The 13,932-nt window shown below is 67.5% G+C and carries 11 protein-coding genes and 5 pseudogenes; 9 read left to right on the forward strand and 7 right to left on the reverse strand.

Going from position 1 to position 13,932, the window contains the following annotated elements; all coding sequences use genetic code 11:
- Positions 1 to 137: 137 nt before the first annotated feature.
- A pseudogene (locus QCN29_RS35750) lies at positions 138 to 407 on the reverse strand (IS701 family transposase); the annotation flags it as partial.
- A 64-nt stretch (positions 408 to 471) separates the two neighbouring features.
- Positions 472 to 1,617 carry an ISAs1 family transposase gene (locus QCN29_RS35755; RefSeq protein WP_279933409.1) on the reverse strand — a complete coding sequence of 382 codons (1,146 nt, stop codon included), beginning with the start codon at positions 1,615 to 1,617 and terminating at the stop codon, positions 472 to 474.
- A 1,640-nt stretch (positions 1,618 to 3,257) separates the two neighbouring features.
- On the opposite strand from QCN29_RS35755, the gene QCN29_RS35760 reads away from it, so the two are divergent.
- The 5 genes and pseudogenes from QCN29_RS35760 (at position 3,258) to QCN29_RS35780 (ending at position 8,226) form a co-directional block, all read left to right on the forward strand.
- Positions 3,258 to 4,589 (forward strand): ATP-binding protein, encoded by a 1,332-nt coding sequence (locus QCN29_RS35760; RefSeq protein ID WP_398860665.1) that lies wholly within the window; start codon positions 3,258 to 3,260, stop codon positions 4,587 to 4,589.
- A gap of 147 nt (positions 4,590 to 4,736) precedes the next feature.
- Positions 4,737 to 5,243, forward strand: a complete 507-nt coding sequence (locus QCN29_RS35765) for a hypothetical protein (protein ID WP_279933423.1) — start codon at positions 4,737 to 4,739, stop codon at positions 5,241 to 5,243.
- 29 nt (positions 5,244 to 5,272) lie between these two features.
- A pseudogene (locus tag QCN29_RS35770) lies at positions 5,273 to 6,838 on the forward strand (beta-N-acetylhexosaminidase); the annotation flags it as partial.
- Between the two features lie 12 nt (positions 6,839 to 6,850).
- Positions 6,851 to 7,222, forward strand: a complete 372-nt coding sequence (locus tag QCN29_RS35775; RefSeq protein ID WP_279933421.1) for an RICIN domain-containing protein — start codon at positions 6,851 to 6,853, stop codon at positions 7,220 to 7,222.
- A 241-nt stretch (positions 7,223 to 7,463) separates the two neighbouring features.
- A pseudogene (locus tag QCN29_RS35780) lies at positions 7,464 to 8,226 on the forward strand (transposase family protein).
- Positions 8,227 to 8,289: 63 nt separating this feature from the next.
- Here QCN29_RS35780 and QCN29_RS35785 read toward each other — a convergent pair.
- Positions 8,290 to 8,802 carry an ATP-binding protein gene (locus QCN29_RS35785; RefSeq protein WP_279933411.1) on the reverse strand — a complete coding sequence of 171 codons (513 nt, stop codon included), beginning with the start codon at positions 8,800 to 8,802 and terminating at the stop codon, positions 8,290 to 8,292.
- Between the two features lie 230 nt (positions 8,803 to 9,032).
- Here QCN29_RS35785 and QCN29_RS35790 point away from each other — a divergent pair, with 230 nt between their 5' ends.
- The 3 genes from QCN29_RS35790 to QCN29_RS35800 all read left to right on the forward strand — a co-directional run bounded on the left by QCN29_RS35790 (position 9,033) and on the right by QCN29_RS35800 (position 11,399).
- Positions 9,033 to 9,263, forward strand: a complete 231-nt coding sequence (locus QCN29_RS35790; RefSeq protein ID WP_279933412.1) for a DUF397 domain-containing protein — start codon at positions 9,033 to 9,035, stop codon at positions 9,261 to 9,263.
- 96 nt (positions 9,264 to 9,359) lie between these two features.
- Entirely contained in the window at positions 9,360 to 10,277 is a 918-nt protein-coding gene (locus tag QCN29_RS35795) for a helix-turn-helix domain-containing protein (RefSeq protein ID WP_279933413.1), read from the forward strand.
- A 291-nt stretch (positions 10,278 to 10,568) separates the two neighbouring features.
- Positions 10,569 to 11,399 (forward strand): IS5 family transposase, encoded by an 831-nt coding sequence (locus tag QCN29_RS35800; protein ID WP_279933414.1) that lies wholly within the window; start codon positions 10,569 to 10,571, stop codon positions 11,397 to 11,399.
- On the opposite strand, the gene QCN29_RS35805 is transcribed toward QCN29_RS35800, so the two are convergent.
- The 4 genes and pseudogenes from QCN29_RS35805 to QCN29_RS37295 form a co-directional block, all read right to left on the reverse strand.
- Positions 11,317 to 11,670 (reverse strand): hypothetical protein, encoded by a 354-nt coding sequence (locus QCN29_RS35805; RefSeq protein ID WP_279933416.1) that lies wholly within the window; start codon positions 11,668 to 11,670, stop codon positions 11,317 to 11,319. The genes QCN29_RS35800 and QCN29_RS35805 overlap by 83 nt on opposite strands.
- Entirely contained in the window at positions 11,667 to 11,882 is a 216-nt protein-coding gene (locus tag QCN29_RS35810) for a BAR domain-containing protein (RefSeq protein ID WP_279933417.1), read from the reverse strand. Before QCN29_RS35810 ends, QCN29_RS35805 begins: the two co-directional genes overlap by 4 nt.
- Before the next feature lie 324 nt (positions 11,883 to 12,206).
- Positions 12,207 to 12,596 (reverse strand): annotated as a pseudogene (locus tag QCN29_RS35815) (transposase); the annotation flags it as partial.
- A 247-nt stretch (positions 12,597 to 12,843) separates the two neighbouring features.
- A pseudogene (locus tag QCN29_RS37295) lies at positions 12,844 to 13,308 on the reverse strand (transposase); the annotation flags it as partial.
- Positions 13,309 to 13,410: 102 nt separating this feature from the next.
- On the opposite strand from QCN29_RS37295, the gene QCN29_RS35825 reads away from it, so the two are divergent.
- Positions 13,411 to 13,689, forward strand: a complete 279-nt coding sequence (locus tag QCN29_RS35825) for a transposase (RefSeq protein ID WP_279933419.1) — start codon at positions 13,411 to 13,413, stop codon at positions 13,687 to 13,689.
- Positions 13,690 to 13,932: the final 243 nt, after the last annotated feature.

Here is a 13,932-nt window from a genome sequence, read left to right on the forward strand (position 1 = left end):
CGCCTTCCGCACCCTGCAACGACTGGCCAAGGCCCAAAAAGACACGGCGCCGGCCTGAGCCTCTACCAAGTCGTCCGCGAGCTACAAACACTCCTCGCTCTCTGGACCGGCGCCTGCCCCACCTGCCACCTGTCCAGCAGGCGGCGGGCATTGACCAGCTCGTGGTCCCAGCGGGACTCCGACAGGAAGAACTGCAGACGCTGCACCGCAGCATCCTGGGCCCCGGTCACCGGCTCCGCCCCGGCCAGACAGGTCAGCATCTTGTTCCGATCCCGCGGCAGCAGCAACCCGGCCAGGTACTCACGGAAGCCCCGCCGCTGCGCGAGCGAGCGAAACAGATCGTCGAACCGGGCCGCGAACCCCTCCAACGGCCCCGGAGCAGGCGGACAAGGACGCCTCGCGGTCACCACCACGACCACCCCCGAACAGCAGGGCGATTTCAAAGTCTGGCTGTTCGTGCGTCTGTGCTGGTCAGCGGAGTCCGAGGAGTGTCAGGGGACGGGTGAAGGGCTCGTAGGACATCTCGCGGAGTCCAGCGGCGATGTTGTGGTGGCCGGCGGCACGGAGGCAGTTGATCGCGAAGCTGCGCAAGGTGGCCATGTTCTCCGGGCCGTGCTCGGTGTGGGCCTTGGAGGCGTCCTCGCGGAATGCGGTGTCGCGGACGAAGTGGAGCCGGTTTTCGATGACCCACTGCGAACGAATGATCTTCGCGAGCCGCTGTGGGGAGGCTTCCCGGCTGGTCAGATCTGTGATCACGTACGCCGTCTCGCGGCTGCGCCTGCCGGTCTTCAGGCAGGTGCGGTGGCGTACGACCCGGGCGACCTGTGCGGCGTACGGGAAGTCGAGGTCATCGACGGTCAGGACCTGCACCACGCGGGTCTCCTTGCGGCCGTGCCCCTCGGTGCGGTCGTAGAACTTCGCGGTCACTTCCCTCCAGGGCAGCGTGTGCAGCCGCTCGTAGAGACCGGCCTGGTTCTTCTTCACGCACAGCGCGTAGTGCGCCTTCTTGTCCTCGACGAGGAAGCGGGCGTGGCCGCGCTGGGCGTGCAGGGCATCGGCGGTCACGGTCACCCCGGTCAGGTCGAACGGTGCCAACAGGCTGGCGAAGCAGGTGATTTCATTCGTCTTGTCCGGGACTCGCAGTTGCGCGACGGTCAGCCCGCCACCGGTCATAGCGGCGAGCAGATGCGCGGCCGGGGTGTCACCGTGGCGGGAGCCGCGAGCGCTCTTGCCGTCCACCGCGAGGGTGTCGGACCCGGCCGGGTTGGCGCCGAGCAGGTCGGCAAGCCCGCCGGGACAGGTGCGGTTGATGATCCGGCGGATGGTCGCCGAGCTTGGCGCGACGCGGACGGCGAACACGCTGGTAGTGCGGGCACCAAGCCGGGCGAGAGCCTCCTGCGGGGCATTCCTGGCCCACTGGCCGATCGCGGCGAACGAACGCGTTCCGCTCAGCACGGCCGAACACGCGATCAGCAGCACGCTCACGAACGGGTGACGCTTCCCGCGCCGGTGCCGCGGATCGGCCAGCGTGGCCAGCCGCTGCGGCAGTCCCGGCAGTGCGCGGTGCTGACGCGAGGGCGACTTGATCAGGCAGACGCTGGCAGACTGACGGCACATCGAAGCTCCGGTTCGGCAGGGCGACTTGAAAGGTCACCCACTCCAACCGGAGCTTCGTTGTGTGCGAGACGGGTCGACCGACAGTCGTCACGCCGCCGTGACCTGCGACTTCGCAGCATCACTCGGACTTTGAAACAGCCCTGCCCCGAACAGCGTCAACTACCCTTGCTCAACGGCCTACTGCGGCATCAGCTCCATGTCAACAAACCACCGCTAGAAGTGTCCGCGCGCGACAAGAGAAACCAGCACCGTAGAACTACCTGAACGGCTACGTCATCTGACGTTGGAAGTGGGCCGTTCGAGGACGAGTGCTTCTCCCCGCGAGGACGAGAAGCAAGTCGGCCGAGTGCTGGAGGTCGCCCCGGTTGAGTCGGCCTGGAGTGCGGTACCTGACAGGCGGTGGCGCACCCCGCGCGGATCCCGCGGGTCCGACAACTCGGCCAGCCTTTCCAGCAGGCCCGGGACCTCTGCGGGCCCAGGGTCCCTTGCAGAGGGGTCTGTGGGGAAGCCGAGGACACGGCAGGCCCACGCGGGGCGTCGCTGATCCTTTCCGTGATCGCGGCAAGCGGGCATGTGCCGGCCCGGACACTCGCCGTGGCCGCGACGACCAGGGCTGACAAGCGGTAGCAGCGGCCACGGACGCGACACCTCGCAGGTCGGGCACCAGGTCCAGGAAGCCGGACAGAGCAACGTCAATCTTGGAAACCGTGTCTGTCACGTTCCGGCCTCGCCACGCACCTGACGGACCACCACCGAACCGGGCGTCACGCGACTACGCCGAAGCCCTGCCACCGCCCTGCGTCTGTGCTCGACCTGGGCCTGCTCCGCGACGCCCCGCTCAGGTATTGACCTGATAGCGGAAAGTGGACTATACCTGTGAAGTGAGCGAGGTGAGGGCGGATGCGTCTGAGCGTCTGACTTAAATATGCATCAGGTCTGTTCAATACGCGGAGTTCGGTGATCGCGCCAATTTGCAGAGTCGACATACCCCTCCAGAGCATATTGATGGGAAACTCTTGCGGTTCTCACCGCTGAAGCGCTGACCTGCGGCGATGCGCGAGGTAAGTCTTTGAGTTTCCCATCAATATGCACGGCGGCAAACTAGATTGGTGACTCGAGCTAGCGCGATGAGAATCTACCGCGCCGTGCTGTTTGCGGCTTCTGCCGGCATCACGCCTTAACGTACTGATTCAAGGGGTAGATGCGGCGAGCCCGAGCCAGGAAGCCCTTGCAGAGGAGTGTGGAGGGAACGGGGAGTGCTCGCCTCTGCCCAGCCGGCTGGAGGCGGCTTCCCGGAAACTCGCCTCCGACTCACCCAAAGGCACCAACGACGTTCGAGTGATGTAATCTAAATTGCGGTTACCAATGGGGTTCCGATGAACTGTCAGCCGAACATGGTAGTGATTTGTGTCGATCAATGGCGCGATGGCCCTCCACCTCGATCTGGGATGGAGCTTGTGCACCGGCGGGGTCCTCTTCGGCGACGCAGTGAACTCCCGCCCAATGGCTGTGGCGTCCAGCCAAGCCGCGCCGTGCCTGAACGAAGCGCATCATGACTGCCGTCGTCCATCCGTGCTGTGACGGTCAGCCTTGACGACGCCTCGGTGAGCCCGAGGCCGCAAGCTACTCCAAGGACACTGATGACGGCGTCGCCCGCTCCTACCCCCACGGCCGACGAAGTCGCCCCCTTTCGGGCGTCCCTGTTGGCCTTCCTGGCAACAGCCCAGGTCAGCGCGGTGGCGGTGGCCACCGCCACCGTCCCGGAACATGCCCGTTCTGCACTCGGTTGGACTGCAGGCGTCGGCACCGTGCTGCTGTGCGGCGCCGCTGCCGTGGCAGCCAATGCGGTCCAGTCCGCCCGCATCCTCGGGGAACGCTTCAAGGCAGCGGCTCGGGCCGCCGACGCCCTGCGGCATGACCGGGAGGCCCTGGCCAAGGAACGATCCCGGCTGACCGGCGAACTGAACGGGGAGTACGCGCGGATCGCCGAGGAGCTCAGGACCGAGCTCGAGCGGCTGACCGCCGAGCATATCCGCGAACACGACCGCAACACGGCCGAACGCGTACAGGAACGGATCCGGTTGGTCCGGGACCACACCCGCGAACGCGTGCGGCTGGCAGAGGAGAACGAGCGACTCGCCGCCCAGTCCTGCCGCGCCGCGGCCGACCGCGCCTCCGCGCTGTCCGCCTGTGCCAAGTCCGCTGGCCGAATGCAGGCGCTGCTCACCAGCATGCTCGCCGACCTGCGCGAGATGGAGGAGCGCTACACCGACGAGCGTGTCCTGGGCGACTTGTTGCAGTTCGACCACCGGGCCGCGCAGGCCGGCCGCCTAGCCGACTCCATAGCCGTCCTGACCGGCTCGCGATCGGGCCGCCGCTGGGCCCAGGCCGATAGGCATGGAATCCGTCCTGCGCGGCGTGATGGGCACGACAACGCCGCGAACTTCTCGCCGCCGACCGCCGAGGTATACGTGTACGTGGAGGAGGTGCCGTCCGGAGCCCTTATGTCCCTGGAGGACAGCGGTCTCATGATGGGCGAGGTGCAGCTGCGCCGCGCCAAGCACGTCGTGAGCGGGGACGTGACCGACCTCGGCCGGCTTTCCGTAACCCGGCTGGGCCTCGCGGTGGTGGGGCGCCTGGCCCCGCAAGCACGAGCTGACCGTCTCCTACCGCCCCTCCGCACGCGGGCGGCACGGGTGTACTGGTACTCATCCCGCACGAGCTGCTCAGCCGGACCGCCGGCTGCGACGGCCAGGGCTGCATCTCCGGTGCCGCTCTCCGCCTCCGATGCCTCCCGCACGCCTCGTGGCTCCACCCCCGGCACCGGCTGGACCAACACCGCCTACGCCACCGACTACTACAAGTCGCACCCCGGCCACGCGATCGACCTCATCCAACCCGGCAGGCGAGAACGCAGGAACCTTGCCCTCAGACCAGGGCTGTTGCCAGCTTGTCGGCCCCCTCCGATCTGACGGGACTGGTCGTGACCGCTGACGCCTTGCACACCCAGCGCTGCCATGCCCGCTTCCTGCCCGTCGTCAAGGACAACCAGCCCGGGCTATTCAAGGCTCTGCGCTCGCTGCCGTGGAAGCAGGTCACCGCCCGACACGCGGAACGGGATGCTGGGTACGGACGGCGTGAAACTGCGCGTAGTAAAGGCGCTGACGGTCACCGAACTCGGGGTGGACTTCCCCGGCGTGGTCCAGGCCGCGCGGATCATGCGGTTCCGCACAAACGCCAAGACCGGGAAGCTCACCCGCAAAACGATCTACGCGATCACTGATCTGACCTGCCCGGAAGCCTCGCCCGAGCGAATCAGCTGGCTGGCCCGCTCGCAGTGGGGGATCGAGAACCGCCTCCACTCCGTCCGCGATGTCGCCTTCGCCGAGGACGCCTCCCGTGTGCACACCGAACACGGCCCGGAGAACATGGCCACCCTGCGGAACCGCGCGATCGGCACCCTCCGCCGGGCCGGGCACCACAACACCGCCGCCGCCCTACGCCACCTCTCCTACCGGCCCCACACCCGGGCCCCTCGACCTCATCGACCTGTCCCGACCAGCAAAGTCACAAGATCACTCGACTTTACAACAGCCCTGACCCCCAGACAGAGAGGATCACTATAGTGCCCTACTCACACAGATCCGATGGAGTGCTGCCGAGACTGACACGCGGTCTACTCGCCCTGCTCCTGATCGCCCCGGTCATCTCCCTCGTCACGGCCCCCGCCGCCGCGGCAGCCGACACCTCGCTGCGGAACGTGGTGCCTGCCCCCGTCTCGGTCACGCCCGCCGCAGAGGTGACATACACGCTCTCGTCCAGCGCGGTGATCCACGCGGATGCCGGCGCGTCCGAAGTCGCCAACCAGCTCGCAGCTCTCCTGCGCCCCTCTACGGGGTATGCACTGCCGGTGGTCGCCCCGGAGGGTGAGCCGAACGACGGCATCTCGCTGCTGCTGTCCGGTGCGGACTCCCAGGTGGGAGATGAGGGCTACCAGCTCGACGTGACCGACACGGCGGTTGCCCTCCGTGCGGAGACGCCCACAGGTCTGTTCCGGGGCGTGCAGACACTGCGTCAGCTGCTTCCCGAGACCGTCGAACGCAGGACGCAGCAGTCCGGTCCCTGGGCGGTGCCGGGCGGACGCATCATCGACTACCCGCGCTTTGCCTACCGGGGCGCGATGCTCGACGTGGCGCGGCACTTCCAGCCGGTCTCCACGGTCAGGCGCTACATCGACCAGCTTGCCCTGTACAAGATCAACTATCTGCATCTGCATCTGACCGACGACCAGGGCTGGCGCATCGCGATCGACTCTTGGCCACGCCTGGCCGAGTACGGCGGCAGCACACAGGTCGGAGGCGGCCCCGGCGGCTACTACACCAAGGACGACTACCGCGAGATAGTCTCCTATGCCCAGAGCCGCCACATGACCATCGTCCCGGAGATTGACATGCCGGGCCACACGCACGCCGCTCTGGCGTCCTACGCCGAACTCAACTGCGACGGCGTGGCGCGGCCCCTCTACACCGGCATCAACGTCGGCTTCAGCTCACTCTGCGCGTCCCGCGAGATCACCTACGACTTCGTCGACGACGTTCTGCGTGAACTGATCGAGCTGACGCCCGGTCCGTACGTCCACATCGGCGGCGACGAGGCTCATTCGACGTCGCACGATGACTACGTGACATTCGCCAATCGCGTCCAGCCGATGGTGACCGGCCGCGATCGAACAGTGGTCGGCTGGCACCAGCTGGGCGCGGCGGAGCACTCCGAGCACCGGGTCATGCAGTACTGGGGAAACGAGGGCTCCAGCAGCGCGACGGTCGCCGACGCGGTGTCCCGGGGCGCGCGGGTCATCATGTCCCCGAGCAAAAGGGCGTATCTGGACATGAAGTACACATCCTCGAACCACATCGGCCTCAGCTGGGCCGGGTACACCGAAGTCAGCAAGGCCTACGATTGGAACCCCGCCCAATTCGTCACCGGTGTCGCTGAGTCGGCGGTCCTGGGAGTCGAGGCGCCGCTGTGGTCGGAGACCGTGGTGACCCAGGCAGACATCGACTTCCTGGCCTTCCCCCGGCTGCCTGCCATCGCAGAGGTGGGCTGGTCCCCGTGGTCGACACACGACTGGAACTCGTTCCGCACCCGGCTCGCCGCGCACGGTCCGCGGATGCTCGCCATGGGCATTGACTTCTACCCCTCACCTCAGATCCCCTGGCCGCTGACCAGCGAGGTGAAGAGCGCCACGGGCTTCTGTCTGGACGTTACGGGCGCCAGCTCGGCCGACCAGACGCCCATCCAGCTCTACGACTGCAACGAGAGCGGCGCCCAGCAATGGATGCTGCCGGGCGATGGCACCATTCGCTCCCTGAGCAAGTGCCTCGACGTCAGAGGGGCCAACTACGCCAACGGCACCAAGATCCAGCTGTTTCGCTGCAACAAGAGCGGAGCCCAGCAATGGGCGCAGCAACCCGACGGCACCATCCGCAACCCTGCTTCCGGCAAGTGCCTCGACGCCGCCGCGGGGCAAGGCTTCAAGAACGGAACTCCGGTCATGCTGTGGTCCTGTCACGCTGGCAGCAACCAGCAATGGACCCTGTCGTAGTCAGCCTCACCCCCCGACCGGAGACCCGGCGGACCCAAGCCCGGGATCCCGGGCCCGTTCTTTCGAGCGGGTGTGTCCAGTAGACGGTCCTGTCTCAGTGAACGCTTCTCATCCTGTGGTTCGCGGGTGATGGCGGCTGGGGGGCAGGGCCCGTGACGCGGCAGGGCTCCTGGTCGTTTCGGCTGGTGATCTCACTCGCCAACCTTTCGACACAGGAGCCCTGTTGGTCCCGTATCGTGCCATGCTCGACGTCCCGCACGAGGTCGTTGTCCCGCACGAGGTCGTTGAGCACGTTTCCTGGCTCATCTACATGCGAAGGTGTGAGCTGAACTCCCGCTGGCGCAGGCTGGGCTGCTTCCGGCAGGCTCTGCCGGCCCTGGTGGACCTGCGCAAGAACGAGACCCTGGCCCAGATCGCTGCGGGGTTCGGCGTCTCCACCGCCACCGCCGGCCGGTACGTGAGCGAGACGGTCGACATCCTCGCCGAGCGCCCCGAGTCTGCACGAGGCCCTGCGCGAGCTGCCGCCGGAGGGGTTCATCATCCTCGACGGCACCCTGATCGCCACCGACCGCATCGCGGCGGACGAGCAGTACTACTCGATGAAGCACCGCCGTCACGGGACGAACGTGCAGGTCGTGGCCGCTCCGGACGGAACACCCCTGTGGTTCTCGCGAGCGTTGCCCGGTCGCACCCAGGACCTGACCGCAGCCCGCGCACACGGTGTGATCCAAGCCTGTCTGTCCCGCCAGCTCCTCGTCCTGGCCGACCGCGCCCACCAGGGGGCCGGGGCGACTTTCCGCACTCCCTGCTACCGTCACCACGAACTGCCCGAGCACTACCAGCAGTACAACCGGGACCATGCCAGACTGCGAGCACCGGGCGAAGGCGCCTTCGCCCGCCTCAAGCAATGGCAGATCCTCCGCAAGGCCCGATGCAGCACCAACCGCATCGGGCGCACGGTCGCTGCCATTCACGCTATCGAGATCGCCTGGCGCTCAGGATGAGAAGCGACAGCCGAGGGCTCCGGGGTGGCCGTGGAGCCCTCGGCCGGGTCAGTAGTGGGAGCGTCAGGCGTGGGGCCAGGTGAGCAGGACGGCCCAGACAGTCTTGCCGGTGGGGGACAGGCGGGTCCAGCCCCAGGTGTGGGTGAGGGCGTTGACCACGGACAGTCCGCGGCCCGTGTCGGTCAGCGGGTCCGGGAGGCAGACGTGTGCTGGAGGCGCGGGAACGGGGTCAGTGACTGCGCACACGAGGTGGGCCGGGTTGCGAATGAGTCCGAGCCATGCCACGGGGTCCGGCGTGGAGGCGTGTGGGAGGGCATGGCGGACCGCATTGCCGACGAGTTCCGAGGCGACGGTGACAGCGTCGTCACTGACGGCTCCGAGGTGCCAGCGGCGCAGGGCGCGGCGAGTAAACGAGCGAGCCTGGGCGACACTCTCGGGTCGGCAGGTCAGGCGCCGTGCGGTGAACCCCGGTGCGCTGATGCGAAGTTGGAGCCCCCAGTCCGCTATTTCGGGCGGGACTGACACCCTTTCGGGTGAACCGGTGTGCGTGGATCGTGGTGCGGACTCGGTGTGCATGTCCCGGAATTGAGCGGCAGCGGCGTATGGAGGCACGGTCTCTCCCCGGTGAGGTGCCTGATCACGCCAGGGTGGGCACCCTGGCGGCAAGGTTAATATCCACGCTGTCGACGCCGCGTGCAATTGCAGGAGAAATTCCACACCCTCGCCAGAATTCGAACAAGGCCGCTGGGGTGGGGAGCTGTCGACGGCGGGAGAAATATTCGAAAACTGATGCGAGAGAAGGTGCCATGGAGGCGGTCAGCAACGGAGTTCCGGCCAGCTCTCTGAAGGTGTCCTGGGTGAAGAGCCGTCACAGCAATGCCGTTGGGAACTGCGTCGAGGTGGCGGCCTTGCCCGGCGGCGCCGTGGCACTGCGCAACTCCCGCGATCCTGACGGCCCGGCGCTGGTGTACACAGGGACTGAGGCCGCAGCGTTCGTGGCCGGCGCGAAAGACGGCGATTTCGACCACCTGCTGTGATCGGCCCCGGACCAGGCGTGTCCGGATCCGCATACGGCTCCGCACAGGGGGTGCGAGACTGCGGTTCCCGTTCCGTCGCGCTGAGCTGGAGCACCCATGTCCGCCGAGCCGTACCGCAACATCGCCCGTCTGGTGTCCTACCTGAGCCACCCGCGGCCCGCGCCCACCCTCATGAAGCGCATTCTCGGAGCTCAGCTCGCAGGCATGCGTGACGACGCCGACCTGTCCCAGGACCAAGCCGCACGACACCTGGGCTGCAGCCCAGCGAAGATCTGCCGCATCGAACAGGGCAAGAGTCGCCTTCCAGCAAAACAATCCGACGTCGCGGCCCTGCTTGACCTCTACGGAGTCGGCGACTACGAGATCTCGATCATGCTGCAACTGCTGGGCCGCTCACACGAGTCAGGCTGGTGGCAACGCTACGACAGCAGACTCAAACCCGAGTGGGTCGACCGGCTCATCGGCCTGCAGGAGGCCGCGACGGCGATCCGCACCTATGAAGTCCACTTCGTGCCCGGCCTGCTGCAAACCGCCGCCTACACCCGCACCGTCATCGAACGCGGCCTGCCCCAGGTGCCTCGCAGCGAGGTGGAACGCCGCGTCGAGCTGAGGATGGCGCGACAGGAAATGCTGCAACGACCGGACGCCCCGGAGCTGTGGGCGGTCATCGACGAAACGGTCCTGTACCCCCGCGTGGGCGGCCCGGACGTGATGCGCGGCCAGCTCCGTCACCTGCTGGAGGCCGCAGACATGCCCAAGGTCACATTGCAGGTCGTCCCGCTGAGCGTCACCGACGCCTCCTCCCCGGGCATCCCCATCACTTACCTTCGATTCCCCGGCCAGGACGTAGCCGACGTCGTCTACCTCGAACAGGTCAGCAACGCCCTGTTCATCGAGGACGCCGCAGACACCGAGCAGTACCGCGCCACCCTGGACCGGCTGGCCAGTGAAGCACTCGACCAACGCCAGACCCGCGCGATGATCGACCGGATGCTGCATGAACGCTACAACTGACCAGGACTGCGGGGCGGCAGCGTGAGTGCGTTGTGGCAAACCGGATCTTGTTCGAGCGGCAGCAGGTGATCGTCTGGACTGAGGTTCGGGTGCGGTCGCGGGCATGAGAGAACGGGCCCCTTGGTAGTGACGCGGTTACGACACCAGCACGACCAAGGAAGCCCGTTGCCTGATCAGTTGAGCAGTACCACTGTGGCTGCGTCCACTGCGGTCACCCCTGGGTGTGACTGCTACGTGCACCGGTTCGGTTCGATCGCTCCGGGACAGCGGGCAGGCTGCTATCCGAGTGACATGACGGATGCCGAGTGGGCCGAGGTCCGCTCCGCGATGCCGGTGCCGGCCTGGCTGCTGAAGCGGGGAGGGCGTCCGGAGGCGTACTGCCATCGCGAGATGCTTGACGCTGTGCGCTACCTGGTCGACAACGGCGTGAAGTGGATGGCCATGCCGGTCGACTTCCCGTACTGGCGGGCTGTCTACGACTTCTTCCGCCGCTGGCGGGCCTGCGACTACGTGCGTGAGCTGCATGAACGCATGGGCCGCACGGCGAGGGAACGCGCAGGCCGCAACACCGAGCCCAGCGCGGGAGTCATCGACAGTCAGTCGGTGGACGCCTCCGAGACCGTCGGCGAGGACAGTCGCGGATACGACGGCGGCAAGTCACGTGACGGGCGCAAGCGCCACATCCTGACCGATACCGAGGGCCTGCTCCTGGAGGTGACCGTCACCACAGCCGATGTGCACGACTCCAAGGCCGCCCCCGCGCTGCTGGAGACGTTCATGGACCAGCCGGGCCGGCTGCTGAAGCTGGTGTGGGTCGACAGTGCCTACCAGGGCCCCGCACTGGCCGAGGCGTTCGCCCGTCACGGGGTGCGCGTCGAGGTCGTGCGCCGCTCCGACGGGCAGCGCGGCTTCGTCGTCCTGGCCCGCAGGTGGGTGGTGGAGCGCACGCTGAGCTGGCTGTCGCGCTCACGCCGCCTCAACCGCGACCACGAACGCCGCCTCGACCACCACGCCCAGATGGTGTGGTGGGCCGCCGTGATCAGGCTGTCCCGGCGCCTGGCCGGGGACGCTCCGCGCTGGCCGGAGAAGCGTCCCGGCCGACTGCTCCGGGCGCGGGCATGAACCGTCCGTCCCCCGCCCGCACCAGCCAGCCCCGCTTCTCCAGCACGTAGGCACGGTGACGGATCTTCTCCACCTCGTTCTTGATCTCCGATTCGCGGCCGACCGCCCGCGTCAGCTCCACCCCGTTCACCGGCCCCGAAGCGGCCACCACCGCGGCGAACACCTCCCGATACAGGCCGCTGAGCACCTCCTCACCCATGCCCGGCCGCCACACCGGCGGCCGCTCGCCATGCCCCGCGCCGGGGCCGCCCGATCCCGCGGCGGCAGTCAACTGACCACCAGACGGCACGGAAACCGGCGTATCACCGGGCTCTCCTCGGCCAGCACCGACATGAGCTCCTCACGCCCCACCCGGGCCCGCTCGACCCGCTCCCGCGCGGCATCCACCTCCGCCTGAGCCTGCTCCAGAACCTCCGTCCAGGACTCCAGATCCTGCCTCGCCCGCGCCTCACGCTGTTCCATCAACCCCAGCACCGACGGCATCGCACCCTCCTCGATCCACAACAAGCCGTCCGCTGCCTGCCCCTACACCTCCGCGATCATGCCCCGCACATGAAGAAGTCCCTGTTCATCGAACAGGGACTCCCTTTGCCACAACGCACTGAGCCGTGGCCGGTGCCCGCTGGCAGCGCGTGCAGACACAACCGCCATCTCGGCACAGATGCCACGAGTTGCACCACGGCGGCGGGTCCGTGCCGCCAGCACCGCCCCGGAGCAGCCGTGATCAGCCAACGGCATGCATACCCAGGCACGGTGCTCAGCCACCCGCCACGGTTGGTTCACCAGCCCCGAGGCTGCTATGTCGTGTCAAGCCGCTTGAGCGAGTTCTTCGACGTTGCCGAGTTGGTTCCGGTCGGGGCGCTCAAGGATCTTGAAGATTTGGCGGCAGATGACCCGCTTGAGACATCGCTGCGCGTCACGGGAGGTCTTCCCCTCAGTGATCTTGCGTGCGACGTACGTCTTCGTAGAGGGATCGAGTCGCATTCGGATCAGGGTGATCGTGTGCATGGCGCGGTTGAGCTGCCGGTCGCCGCTGCGGTTGAGGCGGTGTCGGTTGGTCAGCCCGGACGAGGCAGGGATCGGCGAGACACCGGCGAAGGAGGCGAAGGCGGCTTCCGAACGGAATCGTCCCTGGTGAGACCAGCTGACCAGTATCTGGGCGGCGGTGATCGGTCCGATTCCGAGCAAGCCTAGTAGTGCTTGATCAGGTTGGCGCGGCCGCCTGCTGGACAGGTGGCAGGTGGGGCAGGCGCCGGTCCAGAGAGCGAGGAGTGTTTGTAGCTCGCGGACGACTTGGTAGAGGCTCAGGCCGGCGCCGTGTCTTTTTGGGCCTTGGCCAGTCGTTGCAGGGTGCGGNGCCGCCTGCTGGACAGGTGGCAGGTGGGGCAGGCGCCGGTCCAGAGAGCGAGGAGTGTTTGTAGCTCGCGGACGACTTGGTAGAGGCTCAGGCCGGCGCCGTGTCTTTTTGGGCCTTGGCCAGTCGTTGCAGGGTGCGGAAGGCGTGGGCGGCGGAGACGAGGGTGACGTGGTGGTGCCAGCCGCCCCAGGTCCGGCCCTCGAAGTGGGCCAGCCCCAGAGCCTGCTTCATCTCGCGGTAGTCGTGCTCGATGCGCCAGCGGAGCTTGGCGAGGCGGACCAGGGTGGTCAGCGGGGTGTCGGCGGGCAGGTCGGACAGCCAGAACTGGACCGGCTCGGCCTGGTCGGCGGGCCACTCGGCCAGCAGCCAGCATTCGGGCAGTTCCGGGCCNAGGCGGACCAGGGTGGTCAGCGGGGTGTCGGCGGGCAGGTCGGACAGCCAGAACTGGACCGGCTCGGCCTGGTCGGCGGGCCACTCGGCCAGCAGCCAGCATTCGGGCAGTTCCGGGCCGTCGGTGGCCTGGCGGATCTCGCGTCCGGCGGGCCGGAACCTCCCCTCGTAGCGTGGAGACCATGACCGGAGGGATAGTTGAGGGCCGCGGGATCCAGGAAGCGCATCTACAACGCGGAGTTCCGCGAGGGGGCGGTACGGATCGTGACGGAGATCGGGAAGCCGATCCCGGAGGTGGCCGAGGAGCTCGGTGTGCATCCGGGGACGCTGCACAGCTGGGTGTCGCGGGCCAAGCGCGACGGCTCGCCGTCGTCGGACACGCCCGTCCAGGCGTCAGCGGGGTCAGGCTCGGGCGGCCGGTTGCGGGAGGGTAAACGGGCCGAGCTGGAGCGGCTGCGCCGAGGCCCGGGAGAAGGACGAGCGAGATTTGAGATGGCAGGATGCGGCTCTGAAGCCTGGGTGGCTGCTGGAGTCGTCGATTGACTGCGCCTCCGGCCGTGGGGTGCTCGACCGGAGGCGCAGGTCAGAGACTTGTTGGGGCAAGCTCCACAAGTGTCCCGTCGTGTCAGCCGGTGGAGAGCGGTGTCGCCGTTCCCGTGGCTGATATCTCGGCCGCGCTGGTCCACGAGCCCCGGTTGCCTGCCTCCGTCAGGGCCTTCAGCCGCAGGTATCGGCCGGTCTTCGTAGTGAAGCCGACCGTCTTCTCCGTCGCTGTGTCGGCGAAGG

The organism is Streptomyces chengmaiensis, from assembly GCF_029846775.1.
In the GTDB taxonomy this organism is placed as follows: Bacteria; Actinomycetota; Actinomycetes; order Streptomycetales; family Streptomycetaceae; genus Streptomyces; species Streptomyces chengmaiensis.